The organism is Amycolatopsis japonica (genome assembly GCF_000732925.1).
In the GTDB taxonomy this organism is placed as follows: domain Bacteria; phylum Actinomycetota; class Actinomycetes; order Mycobacteriales; family Pseudonocardiaceae; genus Amycolatopsis; species Amycolatopsis japonica.
In genome coordinates, this window is the sequence record NZ_CP008953.1 from 3,029,807 (window position 1) to 3,050,477 (window position 20,671).

Annotated in this window: 12 protein-coding genes and 1 pseudogene; 9 read left to right on the forward strand and 4 right to left on the reverse strand. The window is 69.2% G+C overall.

Annotated features, from left to right (window positions below):
- Positions 1 to 33 precede the first annotated feature (33 nt).
- Positions 34 to 927 (forward strand): annotated as a pseudogene (locus AJAP_RS44790) (MFS transporter); the annotation flags it as partial.
- A gap of 20 nt (positions 928 to 947) precedes the next feature.
- Here the strand turns inward: AJAP_RS44790 and AJAP_RS14400 are convergent.
- On the reverse strand, positions 948 to 3,755 hold the full coding sequence (locus AJAP_RS14400; RefSeq protein ID WP_038511647.1) for an AfsR/SARP family transcriptional regulator: 2,808 nt from the start codon (positions 3,753 to 3,755) through the stop codon (positions 948 to 950).
- A gap of 123 nt (positions 3,756 to 3,878) precedes the next feature.
- Between AJAP_RS14400 and AJAP_RS14405 the strand changes: the two genes are divergently transcribed.
- Entirely contained in the window at positions 3,879 to 4,367 is a 489-nt protein-coding gene (locus tag AJAP_RS14405; RefSeq protein WP_038511650.1) for a hypothetical protein, read from the forward strand.
- An 85-nt stretch (positions 4,368 to 4,452) separates the two neighbouring features.
- Here AJAP_RS14405 and AJAP_RS14410 read toward each other — a convergent pair whose 3' ends face one another.
- Complete coding sequence (locus AJAP_RS14410) at positions 4,453 to 5,265, reverse strand: SAM-dependent methyltransferase (protein ID WP_037348237.1); 813 nt, start codon at positions 5,263 to 5,265, stop codon at positions 4,453 to 4,455.
- A 171-nt stretch (positions 5,266 to 5,436) separates the two neighbouring features.
- Between AJAP_RS14410 and AJAP_RS14415 the strand changes: the two genes are divergently transcribed.
- The 5 genes from AJAP_RS14415 to AJAP_RS14435 all read left to right on the forward strand — a co-directional run bounded on the left by AJAP_RS14415 (position 5,437) and on the right by AJAP_RS14435 (position 13,681).
- Positions 5,437 to 6,780: a cytochrome P450 gene (locus tag AJAP_RS14415; RefSeq protein WP_038511653.1), complete on the forward strand. Its 1,344-nt coding sequence runs from the start codon at positions 5,437 to 5,439 to the stop codon at positions 6,778 to 6,780.
- A 76-nt stretch (positions 6,781 to 6,856) separates the two neighbouring features.
- Positions 6,857 to 7,906, forward strand: coding sequence for an alpha/beta hydrolase (locus AJAP_RS14420; RefSeq protein ID WP_143202363.1), 1,050 nt, complete (start codon positions 6,857 to 6,859; stop codon positions 7,904 to 7,906).
- A 105-nt stretch (positions 7,907 to 8,011) separates the two neighbouring features.
- Positions 8,012 to 10,126 (forward strand): putative bifunctional diguanylate cyclase/phosphodiesterase, encoded by a 2,115-nt coding sequence (locus tag AJAP_RS14425; protein WP_038511659.1) that lies wholly within the window; start codon positions 8,012 to 8,014, stop codon positions 10,124 to 10,126.
- 217 nt (positions 10,127 to 10,343) lie between these two features.
- On the forward strand, positions 10,344 to 11,927 hold the full coding sequence (locus AJAP_RS14430) for a substrate-binding and VWA domain-containing protein (RefSeq protein ID WP_038511662.1): 1,584 nt from the start codon (positions 10,344 to 10,346) through the stop codon (positions 11,925 to 11,927).
- Positions 11,928 to 11,935: 8 nt separating this feature from the next.
- Positions 11,936 to 13,681: a hypothetical protein gene (locus AJAP_RS14435; RefSeq protein WP_038511664.1), complete on the forward strand. Its 1,746-nt coding sequence runs from the start codon at positions 11,936 to 11,938 to the stop codon at positions 13,679 to 13,681.
- Here AJAP_RS14435 and AJAP_RS14440 read toward each other — a convergent pair.
- Positions 13,675 to 14,379, reverse strand: coding sequence for a class I SAM-dependent methyltransferase (locus AJAP_RS14440; protein ID WP_038511667.1), 705 nt, complete (start codon positions 14,377 to 14,379; stop codon positions 13,675 to 13,677). The two genes, AJAP_RS14435 and AJAP_RS14440, sit on opposite strands and share 7 nt — an antisense overlap.
- Positions 14,380 to 14,419: 40 nt before the next feature.
- On the opposite strand from AJAP_RS14440, the gene AJAP_RS14445 reads away from it, so the two are divergent.
- Entirely contained in the window at positions 14,420 to 18,337 is a 3,918-nt protein-coding gene (locus tag AJAP_RS14445) for an alpha-(1->3)-arabinofuranosyltransferase (RefSeq protein ID WP_038511670.1), read from the forward strand.
- A gap of 149 nt (positions 18,338 to 18,486) precedes the next feature.
- On the forward strand, positions 18,487 to 19,392 hold the full coding sequence (locus AJAP_RS14450) for a hypothetical protein (RefSeq protein WP_038511673.1): 906 nt from the start codon (positions 18,487 to 18,489) through the stop codon (positions 19,390 to 19,392).
- 5 nt (positions 19,393 to 19,397) lie between these two features.
- On the opposite strand, the gene AJAP_RS14455 is transcribed toward AJAP_RS14450, so the two are convergent.
- Positions 19,398 to 20,612 carry a lipopolysaccharide biosynthesis protein gene (locus AJAP_RS14455; protein ID WP_038523017.1) on the reverse strand — a complete coding sequence of 405 codons (1,215 nt, stop codon included), beginning with the start codon at positions 20,610 to 20,612 and terminating at the stop codon, positions 19,398 to 19,400.
- Between the last annotated feature and the right edge of the window lie 59 nt (positions 20,613 to 20,671).

The following is a 20,671-nucleotide window of genomic DNA, read 5'->3' on the forward strand; positions in this document are numbered from 1 at the left end:
CTGGTGGTGACCGCCGAGATGCTGCCGGTCGGGATGCTCACCCCGATGGCGGACGGTCTCGGCATCTCCGCGGGGGCGACCGGGCTCAGCCTGACCGTCACCGGTCTGGTTTCGGCGGTCACCGCTCCCGTGGTGCCGCGGCTGCTCGGGGATCTCGACCGGCGCCGGGTGCTGGCCGCGGCCGTGGCGGTACTGGCCATCGGAAACGGGCTGACCGCGATCGCCGTCGATTTCGGGCTGCTCATGATCGCGCGGATCGTGCTCGGGGTCGGCATGGGCGCCGTCTGGGGGATGGCTTCGGCCGTGGCCATCAGGCTGGTCGCGGCTCGCGACAGCGCACTGGCGGTTTCCTTCACCGTCGGAGGCGTCGCCGCCGCCTCGGTGCTCGGAGTGCCGTTGGGCACGTTCGTGGGCAACGCTTTCGGCTGGCGTGCGGCCTTCTGGTCGCTCGCGGTGTGCGCGTCGCTGCTCGCTCCCGCCTTACTGCTGGCCTTGCCCGAGCTTCGCCGTCCCGCGGTCGTCGAAGAGACCGGCACCGGACAGCGCCGCTCGTTGTTCCGTCCCGCCGTGGTCACCGGCCTCGCCGTGGTGGTGTTGCTGGTGACCGCGCATTTCGCCGCGTACACCTACGTGCGTCCGGTCCTCGAAGAACTACCGCGGATGCCGGCGGGCGCGATCGCCTCGCTGTTGCTCGTCTACGGCTTTTTCGGGCTGATCGGCAACTTCGTGGCCGGAGCCGCTGCCGGGCGCAGGCCGCGGGCGACCGTGCTGCTGCTGGCGGCCGGGATCGCCGTCGCGCTCGGGCTTCTGGCGCTTTTCGGTGCCTCCGCGCTCATCGCCGGGGTCGCGATCGCCCTGTGGGGGATGGCCTACGGCGGACTGTCGGTCGGCGGGCAACTGTGGATGACCGCCCTCGCACCGGATCGCGTCGAGCATGTCACCGGTCTTTACGTCGGCGTGTTCACCGGTTCGATAGCCCTCGGCGCTTTCGCCGGCGGCTTGGTCGTCGAGGGCGCGGGTGTCGTGCTGTTGCTGTGGAGTACGGCGGCGCTCGCCGTGGTCTCCCTGCTGGTGGGTTCGGTCGGCAGGCCCATCGCGGCGTAGTGCTCCCGCGCGGCTCCGACCTGTCCCAATCCGGCCAGCGCGCGGGCTTCCTGCAACCGGTAGCCGATCCGCTTCGCCGTTTCGAGCGCGAGCCGATGCCGCTTGAGGCCCGTCTCCGTTTCACCGAGCGCGAGGCAGGCGGTGCCCAGGCTGTTGGCCGCCATCGCCAGCAACAACGGGTGGTTGAGCCGCGTGAGGATCGCGCACGCGTGTTCGGCCTGCTCACGCGCGTCGCCGGGGCGATCGGCGAGCAGCAGGGCGTCGGCGAGGTCGATCCGGCTCCACGCCTCGCCGAACAGGTAGCCGAGATCCCGCGAGGCGGTGATCGACCGTTCGATGACCTCGAAGGCCTCGCCGAAACGGCCGAGCCGGGACAGGACGAGGCCGAGCTGGGCCGAACTCAGGATCACGCCGCGCTCGTCCTCGCGCAGGTCCACCGCTCGCCGGGCGGAGGCCAGCGCGTCGTCCAGCCTGCCGAGGACCTCCTGGGCGTTGCTGAGATTGGTCCACAGTGTGGCGGCGCCGGTCTCGCCGACGACGGCCAGGCCGTCACGGTAGAACCGGATCGCCTCGGGGTAACGGCCGAGCATGCCGTGCAGCGCGCCCGCCCTGGACAGCGCGATCGCCTCGGCCCCGCGGTCGCCGGACGCGCGGACGACGTCCAGCCGTTCGAGGGCGCAATCCATTCCCTCGGTGAGCCGCCCGTTTTCCCAGAACGCCAGGGTGAGGCTCGCCAGGCTCAGCTGGATCGCTTGCGGGTCACCGATCCGGCGGGCGGCGGTGATCCCCGTCCGTGCCACGTCGAGCAGTTCGTCTAGGTGCCCGCTTTCCCGGAGGTGGTCCGCGGTGTCCGCGGCGATCCGCCAGGCGTACTCGTCCAGACCGGCATCGAGCGCGTGCCGGGTCACCGCGACGAGGTTCGCCCGTTCCGTCCGATACCAGTCAAGGCCGCCTCCGTCGCGGTAATGATCGAGGAGCCGACGCACGGCAGGACCGGATTCCTCGTCGCGGGCGGCGTTGCGGGCGTGCTCGGCGATCAGGTCGTGGAACGCGTAGCGGCCCAGCGCAGGCTGCCTGACCAGGTGGGCGTCGAGCAGGTCCTCCAGCAGACGTTCGGCCTCGCGTTCCCCGATGCCGGCCAGCGCGGCCGCCGCGGGCACGCCGATGTCGGCACCGGGATTGTGCCCCAGCAAACGAAACATGCGCTGTTGCGCGGCATCGAGTTCCCGATAGGACAGTGCGAAGGCCGCGGCCACGTCCCGTCCGGCGACCTTCAGCTCGGCCAGCCGGTCGTGTTCGGAGCCCAGCCGCTCGGCCAGGGCCTGAACGGTCCACTGTGGACGATTCTGCAGCCGGGCGGCCGCGATGCGGATCGCCAGCGGCAGGTTGCCGCACAACGCGGCCACCCCCGTGTCCGGTCGCCCGGACGCCGCCGCGAACAGGGCACCCGCCTCCTCGTCCGGCAGCACTTCGAGACTGATCGACGCGGCGCCGTCGACCGCGGCGAGGCGGCGCCTCCCGGTGACCAGGAGGGCGACCGTCGCCGAACCCGGCACCAGCGGCCGCAGCTGTTCCGCGCTCGCGGCGTTGTCGAGCACCACGAGCAGCGACCGGCCTGCCGTCCTGGTCCGCCACAGCTCGGCCCTCCGGTCGACACCGCCGGGAAGCCGCGAAGCCGGGATGTCCAGCTGCCCGAGCAGGGCTTCGAGCGCGGCCTCGGGCGGAAGCGGTTCGCGGGTGGGGGAGTGGCCGTGCAGATCCACGAACAGCTGACCGTCGGGGAAATCGGCGGCGAGCCGATGCGCGGCGTGGACGGCGAGCGACGTCTTGCCGACACCGGCCATCCCGTCGACGACGACCGGGCGCCCGAGCCGGACGGCGTCGAGCAGGCGGCGGATCTCGGCCTCGCGTCCGGTGAAATCCGGGACGTCGTAAGGGAGGAAGCAGCGGGTCTTGCCGTATTCCGGCTCGTCGCGCAGGATCCGCTCGTAGAGCTCGCGCAGCTTCGGGCCGGGGTCTATCCCGAGTTCCTCCACCAGTCGCGTCCGCGCCTGCCGGTAGACGTTCAGCGCGTCGGCCTGCCTGCCCTGCTGGTGCAGCGCGCGCATGAGCAAGCCGGCGAACGGCTCCCGGAGCGGGTGTTCGGCGACCAAGGCCGTCAGCTCCGCGACGGAGTCTTCCCCGGCGGAGATCTCTTCGTCGAGGCAACGTTCCACAACGGACAGACGACGCTCGTCGAGTTCTTCGGCTTCGCCTCGCAAAGCCGCACTATCCACACCGGACAGAGCCGGTCCGCTCCAGCACGCGAGAGCTTCGCGGAACTCCCCACGCGAGACGTGCGCCTCGAACGAGCGCAGGTCGAAGGAGCCCGGACGAAGGACGAAGCCCGGCCCTTCGGCGGTCAAGACGTCGTCGGCGGCGCCCTCGGCGAGGAGCGTGCGCTTCAACGCGGTGGTGAGGTTGCGGATCTGGCGGGTGGCGGTGGCGGGCGGATCCTCGTCCCAGACGACGTCCACCAGCCGCGAGACCGAGACGACGCGATCGGCGCCGAGCAGCAGCGCGGCGAGGATCCGCTCCTGCCGCGGACCCGCCAGTTTCACCGGTCGTGCCCCGTTCCGGCACTGCACCGGCCCCAAGATCCGGAACTCCATCGCACCCCCTTCCGCGAGGTTAACCGGCCACGCGCCGGGGCCGGTGCGGAAGTGATGCAGCTGTGATGCGCCGCCCGGCGAATCTCCTGCTGGACGGAGTACGGACGTGATGAGGAGAACCCCATGCGCAAGCGGTATTACGCGGCGTTGGCCGGGCTGGTCGTGGCCGCGGCGGGAATCGGCGTGCCCGCCGCGGCGGCGGCGGGAGAGCAGCAGGCGGAGTCGGAGCGACAGGCCTGCCAACGCGCGTTCGACCGCGCGGTCTGGGAGGACATGGACAGCTTCAACAAACGCGACGAGGCGCGTTACCGGGCGATCATCCACCGGGACATGGTGACCGTCGGTCGCCGGGGACAGCTGTTCATCGGCTACGACGCCAACGTCGACCCGGTGGTCAACGAGCAGTTCAAGGTGCCGTACGAGTACAGCATGCCGTGGACGGTGACCCACACCGTCGTCGAGGACTGCAAGATGGGCTTCGCGATCCTCGACGCGTACTACAAGGTGCCGTCGCAGAACATCAACCGGCACTACACGATCAGCCTGACGCTGGTACGCCAGCACGGCAAGTGGCAGGTCATCAAGGACACCGTGACCGACGTGCTGCCCTGATCCGGGGGAGGCGAGGGGGAAACGTCAGGAAAGGGTCGTTCAGGACATCTTTCGTCCTGAACGACCCTTTCCTGACATCCTGGGCTCAGGGTTTCCGGCCGACCCCGGCGTACGGCAGCGAGTTGATCTCCGGGTCTTCGGACATGTCGCCGGCGCCCTGGGGGTTCCACATCGCGCAGCCGACGACGCCGGGCTCGATGACGTCGAAGCCTTCGAAGAACGAAAGCACCTGGTCGTGGGTCCGGGGGATGGGGTCGTTCTGGGTGCTCTTGTACGCCTCGATGGCCTCGTCGAGGCCGCTCGAGTTCGCGTCGGCGGCGACGTGCGAAATCGCCAGGAAGCTGCCGGAGGCCATCCGCTCCCGATAGCGGGCCAGGATGGCGTGCGGCTCCCACGAATCCGGCACGAAATGCAGCAGCAGCAACATGAACAGGCCGATCGGCTGGTCGAGGTCCAGCAGTTCCCTGGTCTCGGGCGCGTCGAGGATGTCGTTGGCGTCGCGGAGGTCGGCCTGGATAGCCGCGCACCGGTCGTTGCCGCGCAGCAGCAGTTTGGCGTGTGCCACGGCGACCGATTCGCGGTCGACGTAGACCACCCGGCAGGACGGGTCGATCCCCTGGACGATCTCGTGGAGGTTGCCGACGGTCGGGATGCCGGAGCCGATGTCGAGGAACTGCCGCACCCCCGCCTCCACCATGTGCAGCGCGGCACGCCGCAGGAAGGCGCGGTTGAGCCGGGCCGCGTCGCGGATACCCGGCATGATCTTGAGGATCTGTTCGCCCAGCTCACGGTCGGCCTGGAAGTTGTGGTCGCCGTTGAGCCAGTAGTCGTAGACCCGGGCGGGATTCGGCACGGTCGTGTCGACCTCGGGAGGCACCCAGCTCAGGTTCGAAGTCACCGTCGTCGCCGCCGTTCGGTTGGGATCCGTTGGGGCACAGGAGTCTAGCGGCCGCGCGGGACCGGGCTGCCATCGTCCGATCGTGTGGATGTGCGGCGGCGGAAGCCCCTCCGCGGTCTCGCGGTCCTAAGGTGACCGGGTTCAGCGTCCAGGCACCGGGAGACGAGCACGATGGCAACACCTCCGGACGTCGCCGTCGCACCGGGCCGGTGGCCGGTACTGGGGCATACCGTGCCGATGCTCCGTGACCCGCTGAAACTGTTGTCCTCACTGAGTTCGCACGGCGACGTCGTGCGGCTCGACTTCGGCCCGATGCCGGTCTATCTGGTCACGACCCCGGAGCTGGCGTGGCGGCTGCTCGCCGTCGACGCGGGGAAGTTCGACAAAGGCATCGTGTTCGACAAGATGCGGCCGTTGTTCGGCGACGGGCTCGCGACTTCCAACGGTGCCTTCAACCAGCGGCAACGTCGGATGATGCTGCCCGCGTTCCAGCGAAACCGGATCGCACTCTACGCCGAGACGACGATGACGAAGCTCGCTGTAGACCTTGCCGACTCGTGGAAACCGGGCGAGGTCGTCGAATTCGACCGGCGTATGCAGGAACTCGCGCTGACCATCTCCGGGCGCACGCTGTTCTCCACCGAACTCGGCGACGACGCGCTCACCGAGATCCAGCGGTCGATCCCGATCATGCTGAAGTACGTCATGGTCCGGGCGTTCTCGCCGAAGTTCGTGGAACGCCTGCCGATCCCGGCGAACCGCGAGTTCGACGCGGCGGCCGCGAGGCTGCGGCGGGTCATCGGCGACGCCGTCCTCGAAGCGCGCGAGAAGGGCGGCGATCAGGGCGATCTGCTGTCGATGTTGTTGCTGGCCGAGGACGACGAGACCGGCGAGAGGATGACCGACCGGCAGGTGGAGGACGAGGTCATCACGATCCTCACCACCGGCGCCGAGACCACGGCCGTCGCGCTCGCGTGGTTCTTCCACGAGATCGGGGCACGGCCGGACATCGAGCGCCGCTTCCACGCCGAGGTCGACGAGGTGCTGGCGGGCGGGCCCGCGCGGTTCGACCACTTGCCGCGGCTGGTCTACACGCAGCGGATCATCAACGAGGTCGTCCGCCGGACCCCGCCGGTGATCCTGATGCGGCGGGCGCGGGAGGACGTAGAACTCGGCGGCGTAAGCATCCCCGCCGGGACCGAGGTCGCGGTCAGCCAGCACACGGTGCATCGCGATCCGCGCTGGTTCCCCGATCCCGAACGGTTCGACCCGGATCGCTGGGAACCCGAGCGCGCCGCCGAGGTGCCGAAGGGCGCGTTCATCCCGTTCGGCGCAGGCGCCCGGCTGTGTCCCGGACATCAGTTCGCTCCCACGGAGATCGCGTTGGTGGCGGCGACGATCGGCGCCCGGTGGCGGCTGGAACCGGTGCCGGGGGTGAAGGTGTTCCCCAAGATCAAAGCGACGATGCAGCCGAACCGGTTGCCGATGATCGCGCGGCCGCGAACCCGAGGCTGACGGTGAGCGTTCGATCACCAGGTGTAGGGTTCATGCTCCTTCCGAGCGTCCCGATTCCGGAGAGGGTTCTGTGAGAATGCCGCTCAAACTGGCCACCGCGGTGGCCACCTGCTGCGTGCTCCTCGGCGGTTTCCTGGTCGCGGCCCCGGCCGAGGCCGTCGACGTCCGCTGTTCCGATCTGGATCTGCCGGTCACCGGCCCGCTCGGCGAACCCGCCACGGTGCACGGCCGGTTCTGCCTGCCCGAGGGGCCGGCGCCCGAAGCGGTCCAGCTGCTGGTGCACGGCGGCACCTACAACAGCGCCTACTGGGACCTGCCCTACGACCCGGATCGCTATTCCTACCAGCGGGACATGGCGAAACACGGCTACGCGACGTTCGCCGCGGACCAGCTCGGTTCGGGCGGGAGCAGCAAACCGGTCAGCCTTCCGCTCCTGCTGCCGGTGCTGGCGCGGTCGATGCACGAGGTGATCGGTCACCTGCGCGCCGGACGGGTCGGCGGCACGCCGTTCGAGAAGGTCGTCATCGTCGGGCATTCGGTCGGTTCGGGCATCGTGGCGGCCGAGGCCTCGACGTATCAGGACGTCGACGGTGTGATCCTCACCGGAATGACGCATCTGCCGTCGGTTCCCGCGCTGACGTTCGGGGTGCTTTTCGGTCTTCAGCCCGCGTTCACCGATGGCCGACTCGGTTCGCTGGGCAGCGATCCGCTCTATTTCACGACGAAACCGGGAGCGCGTGCCGGACTGTTCTACGCGACGGAAAATACCGACCCCCAGGTCATCGAGGCGGATGAGGCGACCAAGGATCAGGTTTCGGTCCCGGGAATGGGGACCGTCGCCGTGTTCGGCATCGTGTTGCCCGCGACGAAAGCGATCCGGGTTCCCGTTCTCCAGGCCGTCGGGTCCGAGGACATCCTGTTCTGCGGCCTTTTCTCGCTTCGCGACTGTTCGAGCGCCGAGTCGCTGCGTCCGGCGGAAGCGCCGTACTACCGGCCCGAAGCCGAGCTTTCCACGTATGTTCTGTCCGGTGCCGGACATTCGCTGGCGTTACATCGCAACGCGTCCCAGTATCGGGACGCCACCCGCGATTGGCTGAGGGAAAAGGTCGGTGTTGCAGTACCGTAGGGTCACCACCCGATCGGGTGACCGTCAAACCGTGAGTACGGCTTCAGAATCGTGGAGGATGTTCCTCCACCACGGAATACGAAAGCGACCCCAGGACCGGCGGACGTGACTGCCCCACTTCCGGACGGCGATGAGTTCCCCGTATCGCCGGACGCCCCGAAGCCAACTTCATCCTCCGCGGCACCGAAGCGGAAGAACGCCGCGCCGACCCGCGCCACGCTGGCCCGCAAGTGGGCCTACCTGGTCACCGGTACGGCGTATCTTCCGTATACCCACGCCCAGATCGAAGAGCATTTCGCCGCTCTGCTGGACGAGGTCTTCGACGCGGTGCTGAGCGGCGACGCCGAGCCCGCGCAGGCCACCGAAGCCGGCGCGCGGCTCGTCGCGCTCAGGTGCGTCGGGCCGGACAGCCTGCGTCGCACGATGGACGTACTCGGCAAGGGGCTTTTGCACGAACCGGAGTTGCGGGGCGTGAAGTCGCTCCCCGAACGGGTGTTGCAGGTGCTCGGCGCGCTCGCGTCCGGCTACGGCGAGGCGTTGCGCGAGAGCATCCAGACACAGCAAGAGGATCTGAGCCGCACGCTGGTCACGCTCGAACGCGAGACACGGCGTGAGCTGGTGCTGACCCAGGCGCGTTTCGAGCAGCTGTTCACCGGCTCCGCGACTGGCGTGGCCGTCACCAGGGTCGACGGCCGCGTCCAGCGGGTGAACCCGGCGTTCGCCGAAATGCTGAACCGGCCCGTCGCGGATCTGAACGGGCTCAACCTCTACGACCTCGTGCATCCGGACGACGCCGACGGCCTGCGTGAGGGCTACCGGAAGCTCCTCGAAGGCGAGAGCCAGCGGCTGGAGCTGTCGCGAAGACTCGTGACCGAGGACGAGGAACCGCCGTGGGCCGCGTTCACCGGCGCCGTCATCCGCGATCCGGCGGGTGAGGCCCAGCAGCTGATCACCCTGGTCGACGGCGACACGGACGTCTCGCTGCTGCAGCGACAGCTCAGCCGTCAGGCGTTGCACGATCCGCTCACCGGCCTGCCGAACCGGCAATGCTTCGGCACCCGCCTGGAGAAGGCGTTGCGGCACGCCGACCCGTCCTTCGGCGTCACGGTCTACCACCTCGATCTGGACGGGTTCTCGCTGATCGCGGGCGGGCTCGGCCAGAAGCAGAGCGACGATCTGTTGAAGAACGTCGCCGCGAAGCTGCGGGCCGTCGTCGGCGGCGAGGACGCGCTCGTCGCCAGGATCGGCGGCGACGAATTCGGCATCCTCATCCAGAACACCGCGACCAGCCCGGACGTCGCCACCGTCATCGGCATGATCAACCAGGAGCTGTCCGAACCGGTCTACCTCGAGAGCGGCAGCGGCGTCGCGGTCTCGGCCTGTGTCGGCGTCGTGCACCGGCCGCCGAGGGACATCGCGCCGAACGAACTGCTGCGCGTCTCGGACATGACACTGCGCCGGGCGCAGGCCAACGGCTACCGGCAATGGGCGCTGTCCGATTCCGTGCTCGACAGCCGGGAGCGGCACGAGTTCGGCCTCGCCGTCTCCATGGCGGGTGCCTGGGAGACCGGTGAGATCGAGGTCGGCTTCCGGCCGCTGACGTGGCTCGCGGACAGCAGGCCGGCGGGTATCGAGGCGAGGCTCGCGTGGAACCATCCGCGTCACGGCCGGATCGGGCACGACACCTGCGTCCGCTTCGCCGACGAGACCGGCCTGATCGTGCCGCTCGGCGAATGGCTCATCCGCACCGCCTGCGAGGAATCGGACGACAGGCTCCCGATGGTGGTGGGGCTGACCCCGCATCAGGCGGCCGATCCCGATCTCGTCGGGTCGGTGCGGACCATCCTGGCCGCGACCGGCCTCGGGCCGTCACGGCTCCGGCTGGGCTTTCCCACCGAGGCCGTGCTCTCGGATGTGGGCGAGACGGTCGACAATCTGCACCTCCTCGCCGAGATCGGCGTGGACGCGGAACTGCAGGGCTTCGGCGCGGGCGGCGACGTCGTCTGCCTGGTCGACGTGCCCGTGCGGACGGTCCGGATCGCTCCCCGGCTGGTGGAGCGGCGGACGGAACCACTCGCGGAACGCACGCTGCGGAACCTCATCGACACCGCGAGCATGGCGGGCGTGACGGTGATCGCGGACGGCATCGACTCGACCGGCGACGCGGGCTGGTGGCAGTCCGTCGGAGCCCACATCGGCGCCGGACGGTATTTCGGTTAGGCCGATCACGCGTGCTTCGGGCCGTGACTCGCGTGATTGGAGGCGGAACTCGTGAGTTCCGTCTTCAATCACGCGAGATCGTTGTCCGATCACGCGAGTTCCGGGTTCGGTTAGGCCGTTTGCCGCAACGGGAGGCGCTAAGTTACCCGAGGGTTGACGTTCGCGGGCGGATTGGGCAACATCCCAGGTCCTCACCCCGCACCTCGGAGGCACGCACATGCAGGACGGCCCGAGGCGTGGCGGGCGTTTCAACGCGCCCGTGGTCGTCTTGAGCCTGTTGCTGGTGATCGCGCTCGGCGCTTGGTGGGGCGTCGACTACCTGCGGGCCCGGTTGGCGGGCAACGGATGTGACGCGCTGACGCCGGTCGAGATCACCGCGGCGCCCGACGTGGCGCCGGTGCTCACGCGGCTCGCGAAGACCGTGCCGCAGGAAGAATGCTTCAGTGTCAACGTGACCGCGAGCGAATCGGCCAAGACCGCCGACCTGCTCGGCACCACCGCCTCCGGCGGGCCCGACGTCTGGATTCCCGAGTCGAGCACGATGTTGTCGCAGGCCAGGGACGCCGGTGCGTGGAACCTGCCGGAATCCGGTCAGTCGGTGGCGAATTCCCCGGTGGTACTGGGACTTCCCGACGAAACCGCGCGGCGGTTCGGCTGGCCGGGGAAAACCCCCTCGTGGCAGGAGATCCTCGACGGAGCGCCGATCGGGATCCCGGATCCGGCGCGCGATCCGCTCGGCGTCGGCACGTTGCTCGCGCTGCGGAAGCTGACCGAGAAGGAGCCCGATCCGGCCGCGGCGTTCACCGCCACCATGCGGAAACTGAACCCGGCGCCGGACCGGTTCCCGGCCGCCTTTCCCGCGACCGAGCAATCCGTCCTCGCACGGAATCTGGTGGCGGCGTACCCGGGCGTCCCGGTGCAGGGGTTCGACTACCCGTATGTCGTGCTGCCCAAGGCGTCCGAAGCGTCGAGGACCGCGGCGGAACGCTTCCTGCGACTGCTGCTCGACCCGCTCGCCGGCGGTATCTTCGCCGACGCGGGATTCCGGGCTCCCAACGGTCAGTTCGCCGTGCCGCGGGCGCGGGACAGCCGGACCGATCCGGCACCGCTCCCACCGGGAGCCCCGCCGGTCGCGGAGCTGTACGCCGTCCTGCAGGCCTGGGCGGGGACGAACCTGAGCGCCCGGGTCCAGGTGCTGCTCGACGTCTCCGGTTCGATGGCCGCCGCCGTGCCGGGCACGGGGAAGAGCCGGATGGACCTCACCCTGCAGGCCGCGACGCAGGGGCTCGGCCTGTTCAAACCCACGACAGAACTGGGTTTGTGGCTGTTCTCGACCAAATTGGACGGTGACAAGGACCATCGTGTCCTGTTGCCGATGAAGACGATCGCCGAGCAGAAGGCCTCGGGTGGTGTCGCGCAACTCCAAGCCGTGCGGCCGAAAGCCGGTGGCGCGACCGGGCTCTACGATTCGATCCTCGCCGCGTATCAGAACGCCCGGCAGAACTGGAAACCCGGCCGCATCAACCTGGTCGTCGTGCTCACCGACGGGCGCAACGAGGACAGCGAAACGATCGGGCTGCCCCGGTTGCTGGAGGAACTGGGCAAGCTGCAGGATCCGCGGAAACCGTTGCCGGTCATCGGCATCGGCATCGGGCCGGATATCGACGCGTCCGAACTGCGGCAGGTTTCCACCGCCACCGGCGGGGAATCGTTCACCACCCCCGATCCGAGGAAGATCTCGGACGTCTTCTACCAGGCGCTGAGCAAGATCATGTGCCAGCCGCCGACCTGCAAGAATTGAGGCGATCCGTGGCCCTCCGGGGGAAAAGACCTTCGCCGGTCGCGCTCGCCGCGTTCGCGGCCGGCGTGATCCCGTTCGTCCTGCACGTGTGGGCCGCGCTGCGCGGCAGCCTCGCGCAAGACGACTTCGTCATCACTTATCACGCCGCGAAGGCGGGCCCGTTCGACTTCGGCTACTTTTTCCAGGACTACCACGGCCATCTCGCTCCCGGCGGCTTCCTGCTCGCCGACGTGCTGACCGCGTGGGCACCGCTGAACTTCGCCGTGCTGATGGCACCGGTCCTGCTGATGCAAGCGGCGGCGTCGGTGCTGCTGTGGGCGGTACTGGTGCGCTGTTTCGGGCACCGGTGGGGGATTCTCGTCCCGTTCACGATGTTCACGACGTCGACCTTGCTGCTCGTTCCGACGCTGTGGTGGGCGTACGCCATCCAGGTCGCGCCCGTGCTGCTGGCCGCCACCGCCGCATTGCACGCGCACGTGCGGTATCTCGCCGACGGCGGCCGCTGGGCGATCGCCACCGTGGCCTGGACCGTCTTCGGGCTCGCCTTCTACGAAAAGGCGGTGTTCATCCCGGTGCTGATCGCCGGGATCACCGTGCTGCTCGGGACTTCCTTACGCCGCCACCTCGTCCTGATGGGTGTCCTCGCCGCCGTCCTCGCGGGCTACGCCGCAGTGTTCCTGACCTTGACCACGAGTCAGGTCGGGCAAGGTGGCGGCCCGGTCACTGTCGGCACGGTCGCGGACATGACGGGCCGGATGCTCGGTGACACGCTGATCCCCGGGCTGGTCGGTGGGCCCTGGTCGGGGCCGGGCCCCGGCGCGACGTTCGCCGCTTCCCCCGTGGTGGTGCGGATCGTGCTGCTGCTCGTGGCCGTCGCGGTTCTGGCATTCGGGATTCGCGTCGGCGGGCTCCGGGCCCGGAAGGCGTGGATCCTGCTGGGCCTGGTGTTCGTGGCGGACATCGGTCTTTCGGCGGCCACCAGGCTCACCGAGGTCGGACCGGAACTGGGCAGCGATCCCCGCTACGTCGCGGATCTGGCGCTCGTCGTCGCGCTGTGTCTCGCTTTCGCCTTCCTGGAGCCCAAACCGCTCGACCGGCCGTCGGATCCCGTGCTGTCCTCGGCGAAACGCCCGGTCGCCCTGGCGTTGTGTCTCGCCTTGATCGCGAGTTCCGCCGTGGGTTTCTCCCGGCTGGCGCCCGGACTACGGTTCGAACATTCCCGGGATTTCCTCGCCAACGCGCGCGCTTCGATCGAACGCGACCCCGACCTCGTCCTGTTCGACACGGCCGTACCGAACGACGTCCTGCACGGCTGGTTCGGCGAGAACGCCCGCGCCTCCCGGGTGGTCGGCCTGATCCCCGGGTTCCAGTTCGATCAACCGACCAGCCGGATGTCCCTTTTGGACGATTCAGGCACCGCGAGGACGATCACCGGCGTGGAACCGGTTTCCCGCGGACTGTCCGGACCGGTGCCGGGCTGTGGCTACACCGTCGGCGAGCAACTGGTGCGGGTTCCGTTGGACACGCCCGTTCTCGGCCGGTACCTGCTCCGGATCGACTACTTCACCTCGGACGGTGGCGAAGGGTTCGTGGATCGCGACGGAACCCGCGTGCCGGTGTGGTTCCAGCCGGGCCTGCACACGATGTACCTGCCGATCGAGGGCCTGTTCGACAAGGTCGGCTTTCAGTTGTCCGCCAAGGGGGCTCCCGTCTGCGTCGCCAAGGTCGACGTCGGTAGACCGCTCACTCAGTAGGGGTCGTACGGGCTGTCGTGGCCGAAGATCTTCGCGACGGGAGCCAGGCGCAGCCGCAGCAGGATCTTGATCCCGACGTTGCGTACGAACCACGGCAGCTGGGCGAGCACGCGCAGCCTGTCCTTCGCCGACGGCGGGGAGAGCCGGAACCGGGCCAGCGAGGTCGCGCGGTCCAGATAGGTGTACCGCCGTCCGAAGAGGACTTTCGCGATCGTGCCCAGGGTGACACCGATCGAGGAAAAGCAGTCGTGGACCAGGATTTCCCCACCGTCGGCCAGGTTCGCCGACCAGCGCAGGTCGTCGGTGTAGGTCCAGTAGTCGTGTTTGCCGTCGATGTAGAGCAACTGGATCGGACGGTCCCAGCGTGGTCGGAGCTTCGTGCTGTACTCCGCCACGAGCTCGACGACGTCCTCGACGCCGGCCTTTCTCAGGTTCGCCTCGAACCGTTGGCGTGTCGGCGATCCGCCGAACAACCGGCCGTCGACGAACGGGTCGACGGCGACCACCCGAGCCCCGACCGTGCGGGCGGCGCTCGCGAGCACGATCGTCGAACGTCCCTGGTGGCTGCCGATCTCCACGATGAGATCGCCCTTGTCGAGCCGGCACGCGGCGTTCCACAGGGCGAGGCCTTGATCCCGCGTCATCCAGCCCTTGACGGGTTCGGCGAGCGACCACGCTTCTTCGAAACCGTCTGTCATAGGGCGCATAGTAGCCACGTTTCCGCCTAGTATCTACCGGATGGTAACCCCCGGCGCGCTCGTGAAGAGGCCGAGCACGTGGATCGTGCTGGCACTCACCGTGCTGTCCTTTGTGCAGCGTCCCGGCAGGACGACCTTCGACACGAAACTCGACCTCGCCGTGGATCCGCTGGCCTTCCTCGGCCGGGCGCTGCACCTGTGGAATCCGCAGGCGACGGCGGGGGAGCTGCAGAACCAGGCCTATGGCTACCTGTTCCCGATGGGGCCGTTCTTCGCGGTGTGCCAAGCCGTCGGGATACCGGTGTGGATCGCGCAGCGGCTGTGGTGCGCGATCCTGCTCTCGGTCGCGTTCGGCGGCGCCCTGCTCGTGGCCCGCGCGCTGAAAATAGGGAACGAACGGACTCGGCTGATCGGAGCAGTGGGTTACGCCCTCGCGCCGAGGATGGTCACCGAAATCGGTTCGCTGTCCTCGGAAATGCTGCCCGCCGTCCTGCTGCCGTGGGTGCTGCTGCCGTTGATCCTCGCCGATCGCATCGGCTCACCGCGCCGCGCCGCCGGGCTTTCCGCGCTCGCCGTGTTGTGCATGGGCGGGATCAACGGCGCGATGGTCGTGATGGCGCTGGTGCTCCCGGGATTGTGGCTGCTGACCCGGAAATGGCGGAGCACGCATGTCGCGCTGGTCATCTGGTGGTTCGTCTTCGTCGTCGGCGTGGTGCTGTGGTGGTTCCTGCCACTGGTGCTGCTCGGCCAGTACAGCCTGCCGTTCCTCGACTACATCGAGTCCGCGACGAACACCACGGCACCGATGTCGTTGTTCGAGGTGCTGCGCGGCACGAACCAGTGGGTCGCCTATGTCGTGCAGGGCACGCCGTGGTGGCCTTCGGGCTGGGCGCTGATCGACAATCCGGTGCTGATGGCGGCGACCGGGCTGGTGGCCGCGGTCGGGCTGTTCGGCCTCGCGCGGCGTGGGCTGCCCGAACGGCGGTTCCTGGTGCTCGGCGTGCTGACCGGGCTGACACTGCTGACCGTCGGCTACGTCGGGACGCTCGACAGCCCGCTGGCGGAACCCGTGCGGCATCTGCTCGACGGCCCGCTCGCGCCGCTGCGGAACGTGCACAAGTTCGAACCGGTGCTGCGGCTGCCGTTGATGCTGGCGTTCGTCCACGGCATCACGAGCTACGCACCAGCGCTGCGGCGGAATCTGCGGCCCGCATTGGGCGCCCTCCTGGTCGTGGCGATGGCCGCGCCGGTGTGGCTGCTGACGTTGCGGCCGGGGCCGGGCTGGGACGAGGTGCCGGGGTATTGGTACGACGCGATGGGCCACGTCGCCAAGACCGACGCGACCGCGCGCACGTTGCTGCTGCCCGCGACCGGGTTCGGCGAGTACGACTGGGGCCGCACGGTGGACGAACCGGCTCAGGCCATCGCGGACAGCCCGTGGGCGGTGCGTAACCAGGTGCCGTTGGGTTCGGAGGGAAACACCCGCCTGATGGACTCGGTCGACGCGGCCTTGGCCGACGGCAGAGGGGATCCCGGGCTCGCGGCGCTGCTCGCGCGGTCGGGCTACCGGTTCCTGCTGCTGCGCGGCGACGTCGACCGTGCCAAGGTCGGCGCGCCCGACTTCACGACGTTGCGCGCCGGGCTGGCGGGATCGCCGGGGATCGAGAAGTCGGCCCAGTTCGGGCCGCTGGAGGTCTTCGAGGTGAAACGTCCGGTGCCGCTCGTCACCGCGACGTCCACGAAGGACGTTCCGACGGTGAGCGGCGGCCCGGAGAACCTGTTGCCGCTGATGAACTCCGGGCAGCTCGAACCCGGCACGCCGACGGTGCTGACCGGGGACGGCGGTTCGCCGACGGGGCCGAGGCTGGTCACCGACGGGCTGCGCCGCGCCGAACGCAACGTCGGCGGCGTGCGGGACAACCTGAGCCAGACCCTGACCGCCGGGGAATCCCCGCGCCAGCAACGAGCCGCGCTGGACGTCCTGCCGTTTCCGGGTGAGCAGCACCAGACCGTGGCCGCGTACCGGGGGATCCGCTCGGTCACCGCGTCGACGGCGGCTTCGTTCGCGGACGCGTTCGGCGGCTCGGATCCGAGCCATCAGCCGTTCGCCGCACTGGACGGCGATCCGCGTACCGCTTGGCATTCGTCGAGCTTCACCGGCCCGATCGGGGAGTGGCTCGAAGTCGAACTCGACACCCCGCGGCTGGTGAACTCGGTCGATCTCGCGATGGTCGACGACATCCGCGTCGGCTGGCCGCCGACCAGGATCCGGATCACCACGGACAACGGTTCCGTCGATCACCAGGTCGTCCGCGGAGCGGGGGCGCACACGTATCCGGTTCCGGCGGGGGTGACGCGCAAGGTGCGGATCACGTTGCTGTCGCTCGTGGTCGGCAGACAGGACGGGAACGTCGGGATCTCGGACCTGAAGATCCCCGGCGTCGAACCGCAACGCGCGCTGGAAGTCCCCGCGGACCTCGGAACGGGAACGCCTCCGGGGTTCGCGTTCACGCGTGGGCAGCAGCCGCGGTACGCGTGCGTGCCCGACCGCTGCGACCCCAACGCGGGCCGCGACGGGGAGGAACCGGACGGGATCCGGCGGCTGTTCTCGACGACGTCGCAGAGTGCCTACGAATTCGGCGGCACCGTGCTGCCGGCGGGCGGTGGACGGGTCCCGGTGGCGCTTCCGGGCTTGCAGGTTTCGGCGACGTCGCAGCTGGGCGGGGATCCGTCCGCGAGCGCGTTCGCCGCGGTGGACGGGAATCCCGCGACCGCCTGGCAGCCCGACATCACGGACCTGCGACCGACGATGACGCTGGACTGGGCGAAACCGCAGACGATCTCGGGAATCCGCGTCGCCGCCGACTCGCGTGCTCCCGCACGCTTGGAACTGACCACGCCGACGTCGAGCCGTTCCGTCGAACTCGACGCTTCCGGCGCGGCGACCTTCCCGCCCATGGAGACGTCGCAGCTGAAGATCGCGTTCGCCGGCCTCGACGACGACCAGCGGACCCGGAACTCGCTCGGGATCGGGAGTCTTTCCCTGACCGGTGCGGAACTTCCCGCTCCGGCCGCGGAATTCACCCTGCCCTGCGGATCGGGTCCGAACGTCCGCCTGGACGGCTTCGACTACGACACTTCGGTGCGCGGCACGCTCGCCGACTTCGTCGCGCACCGGCCGCTGACGCTGTCCGCGTGCCCCGATTCGGCGGGCGGCGTGGACCTGGCGGCGGGCGGGCACGAACTGCGGACCGACCGTTCCGACTCCTTCGTGGTCCAAGACCTCTGGCTCAAACCCGCCGGCCGGGCCGTTTCGCCCGCCGCACATCGCGCCGTCACCGTGGACTCGTGGGACGCGACGTCCCGATCGGTCACCGTGGCGGGCGGCGACGAGTCCATTTTGGCCGTTCCGGAGAACGCGAACGCGGGCTGGACCGCCTCGCTGAACGGGACACCGCTGGTTAAGACGCGCGTCGACGGCTGGCAGCAGGCGTGGATCCTGCCCGCGGGCTCCGGCGGTGTGGTGCGCCTGGAGTTCACGCCGGACTGGAAGTACCGGTCGGGTCTGCTGATCGGGGCGGTCGCGATCCTGCTGGTGCTGATCGGGGCGCTGTGGCCGGTCCGCCGTCGTCGTATTTCGGTGGAAGCCGGTTCCGGGCCGGTGGTGCCGGTGGTCCTGATCGGACTGCTGGCCGTGCTGGGCGGGATGCTGCCGATCGTGCTGCTGATCGCCGTCCTTTTGGCCCGCCAGTTCAGCGAACGCGCGCCGCGATATCTCGCTTTCGGTGGGATGGTCGTGGGAACGCTCGTCGCGGTGGTGGGGCGGCTGCTGGGGCATGGGCAGGAGTGGGCCTATGGGCCGGTGACGCAGGCTTCGCTGCTGCTGGCGGCGGCGGCGATGGTGGCGATGTGTGTGCCTTGGTTCGCGGGCCGCGAGCCTGAAGGTGACGGAACGTGAGGGGTGTGTGGAAATAGGGACGTTGAATGTCCCTATTTCCACACACCCCCGCTTCACCGGACCGGTCACGACGTGAATCCGCGGGTTCTGTCGGTGGCCGGGTTCAAGCTGATCAAGTGCGAAGAGGGGAGTGGGCACAGCACCCACTGATGACGAACGGGCCGGCCGTGGCCGCGGTCAAGCGACTCGAAGAGCTCGGCGTGCCCAGGAGGACCATCTGGCGCAGGTGCGAGCCCGGCGGCGTCTGGCGGAGGCTCCTGCCAGGAGTCGTGCTGCTCGGAAACGGCGAGCCGACCGAGGAACAGCGGATCGAGGCGAGCCTGCTCCTGGCGCGGGAAGGTTCAGTGCTCACAGGAGTGCCCGCGCTCAGGCGGTACGGGCTGAGGAACCTTCCGGATATCGACGACGTGCATGTCCTCGTACCCGCCGAACGAGCGATCACCAGTACGGGGTTCGTCCATATCGAACGGACGCGGCGGCTGCCCGCGCCGCTGAGCAGAGCCGGTGTCCCGACCGCTCCCGTGCCGCGCGCGGTGATCGACGCGGCCCGCCGAACCTCCGATTCGGACTCGGTCGTGGCGATGATGGCCGAAGCGGTGCAAGAACGTCATTGTCTGCCGCACGCGCTCGCCGTCGAGATCGACGAGCGGTCTCGATTCGACGGGAGACTGCTACGGGCGCTGGTTCCGATCCTGGGCGGTGCGCATTCGGTCGCCGAGGCCGACGCGTGGAGGCTGTGGAAGCGGTCGGGGTTGCCGGAGTTCCAGTGGAATGTGAAGGTCTTCGACGCGGCGGGCCGGTTCGTCGCGAAGCCGGACGGGTGGTGCGACGAGGTCGGCTTCGCCTGGGAAGTCGATTCCCGTGGCTATCACGCCAAAGGCGACCACTTCCGTGCGACCCTCGCCCGAAACGCGCGCTACGCCGCGGCCGGGATCGTCGTTCTCCAGACGTTGCCGTCCCGCCTCCGGACCGAACCCGACGCGGTTCTCCATGAACTCAGAGCCGCGTTCCACAGTGCCCAGCGTCGTCCGCGACCCGACGTGCACCTCGGATGAGTCCCTCACCGCCTCCGCGACCGCAGCTCCAACAAAGCCCCAGAAAGCGCCAACCCCCCGGCACAGCAAGCGGCGACAGTCACCACCTGAGCGGCCGAAGAGTGCAGCCAAGTCGTCACCAGCACCGTCTCCACCACCACGGTCGTCCACATCAGCAGGGTCACCCGCCGGTCTCCGGCGGCCAGGCGCGAGAACAGCAGGATCTGCACCAGCGCGAGCATCGAGCCGGCGAGGGCGAACGGCCAGACCGGCATGGTGCTGGCGGCGTAGCCGGAGCCGCCGATGAACGAGAGCAGACGCGACCCGAAAGCAAAAGAAACCAACAGCACGAAGGCGTCCAGGGCAGCGCAGACGGCCAGGGCGGCGGGCAGGATCCGGCGCCGGTCGTCGCCGTTCGCGAAGCGGGGCAGCACCAGGACGCCGACGGCTTGGGGGAGCCAGTACGCGATCTTCGTGACGATCGCGCCGAGCGCGTATTCGCCTGCTTCGGCAGCGGGGAGGGTGTGGCGTGCCAGCACGAGGTCGAGGTTCACCAGCAGGACCAGCGCCAGCATCGCCTGCGCCGCGTGCAGGACCTCGCCCGCGTGCCAGCCCGCCTTGCGGGGCCGTGGCCGTCCACAGAGGACCCATCCGCAGAAGATCACCAGGTACGAGCCGATCGCGGTCCCGGCCAGCGCACCGGTGGCGTCACCGCCGATCAGCAGGCCGAGCAGCGAGCCGCCGACCTTGCCCACGCCTTCGAGCGACATGAGCCCGGCCAGCAGCGCGAACCGGCCGCTGCCCTGCAGCAGACCGTGGAAGAGGCCGAGCAGCGTGAGCGGTCCGAGTGTGACGGCGAGCAGCAGCGCGGGCACCACCGAATCCAGGTGCAGCACGAAGACCAGCACCGGCGCCAGGATCAGCCCGATCGTCGCGACGATGGCGCTCGTCGTCAGGCCGAGCGCGAGCAGTGTCCCGCTGTCCTGCGACTCCTTTGATGAACGCAGCCGGGCCACCCGCAGCGCGACCACGGTCTGCAGCCCCATCGCGGGTACGACGCCGATCACCAGCACCGCCAGCAGCGAACTCAGCTCACCGAACGCGCTCGGCGCGAGCAGCCGGGCGGCGACGATGCTCAGCGCGTAGGCGCCGGCGTTGTTCGCGGCCAGCGCGAGCGAGACGAGGATCGCCGCGACACGCTTGTCGGTCCTGGTCTGGTCGACCTCGGCGTCTACGCTCAACAGAGCTCCCATTACCGGCGAGTAATCTCCGCGACCATAACCGCGATCGAGGCGGAAAG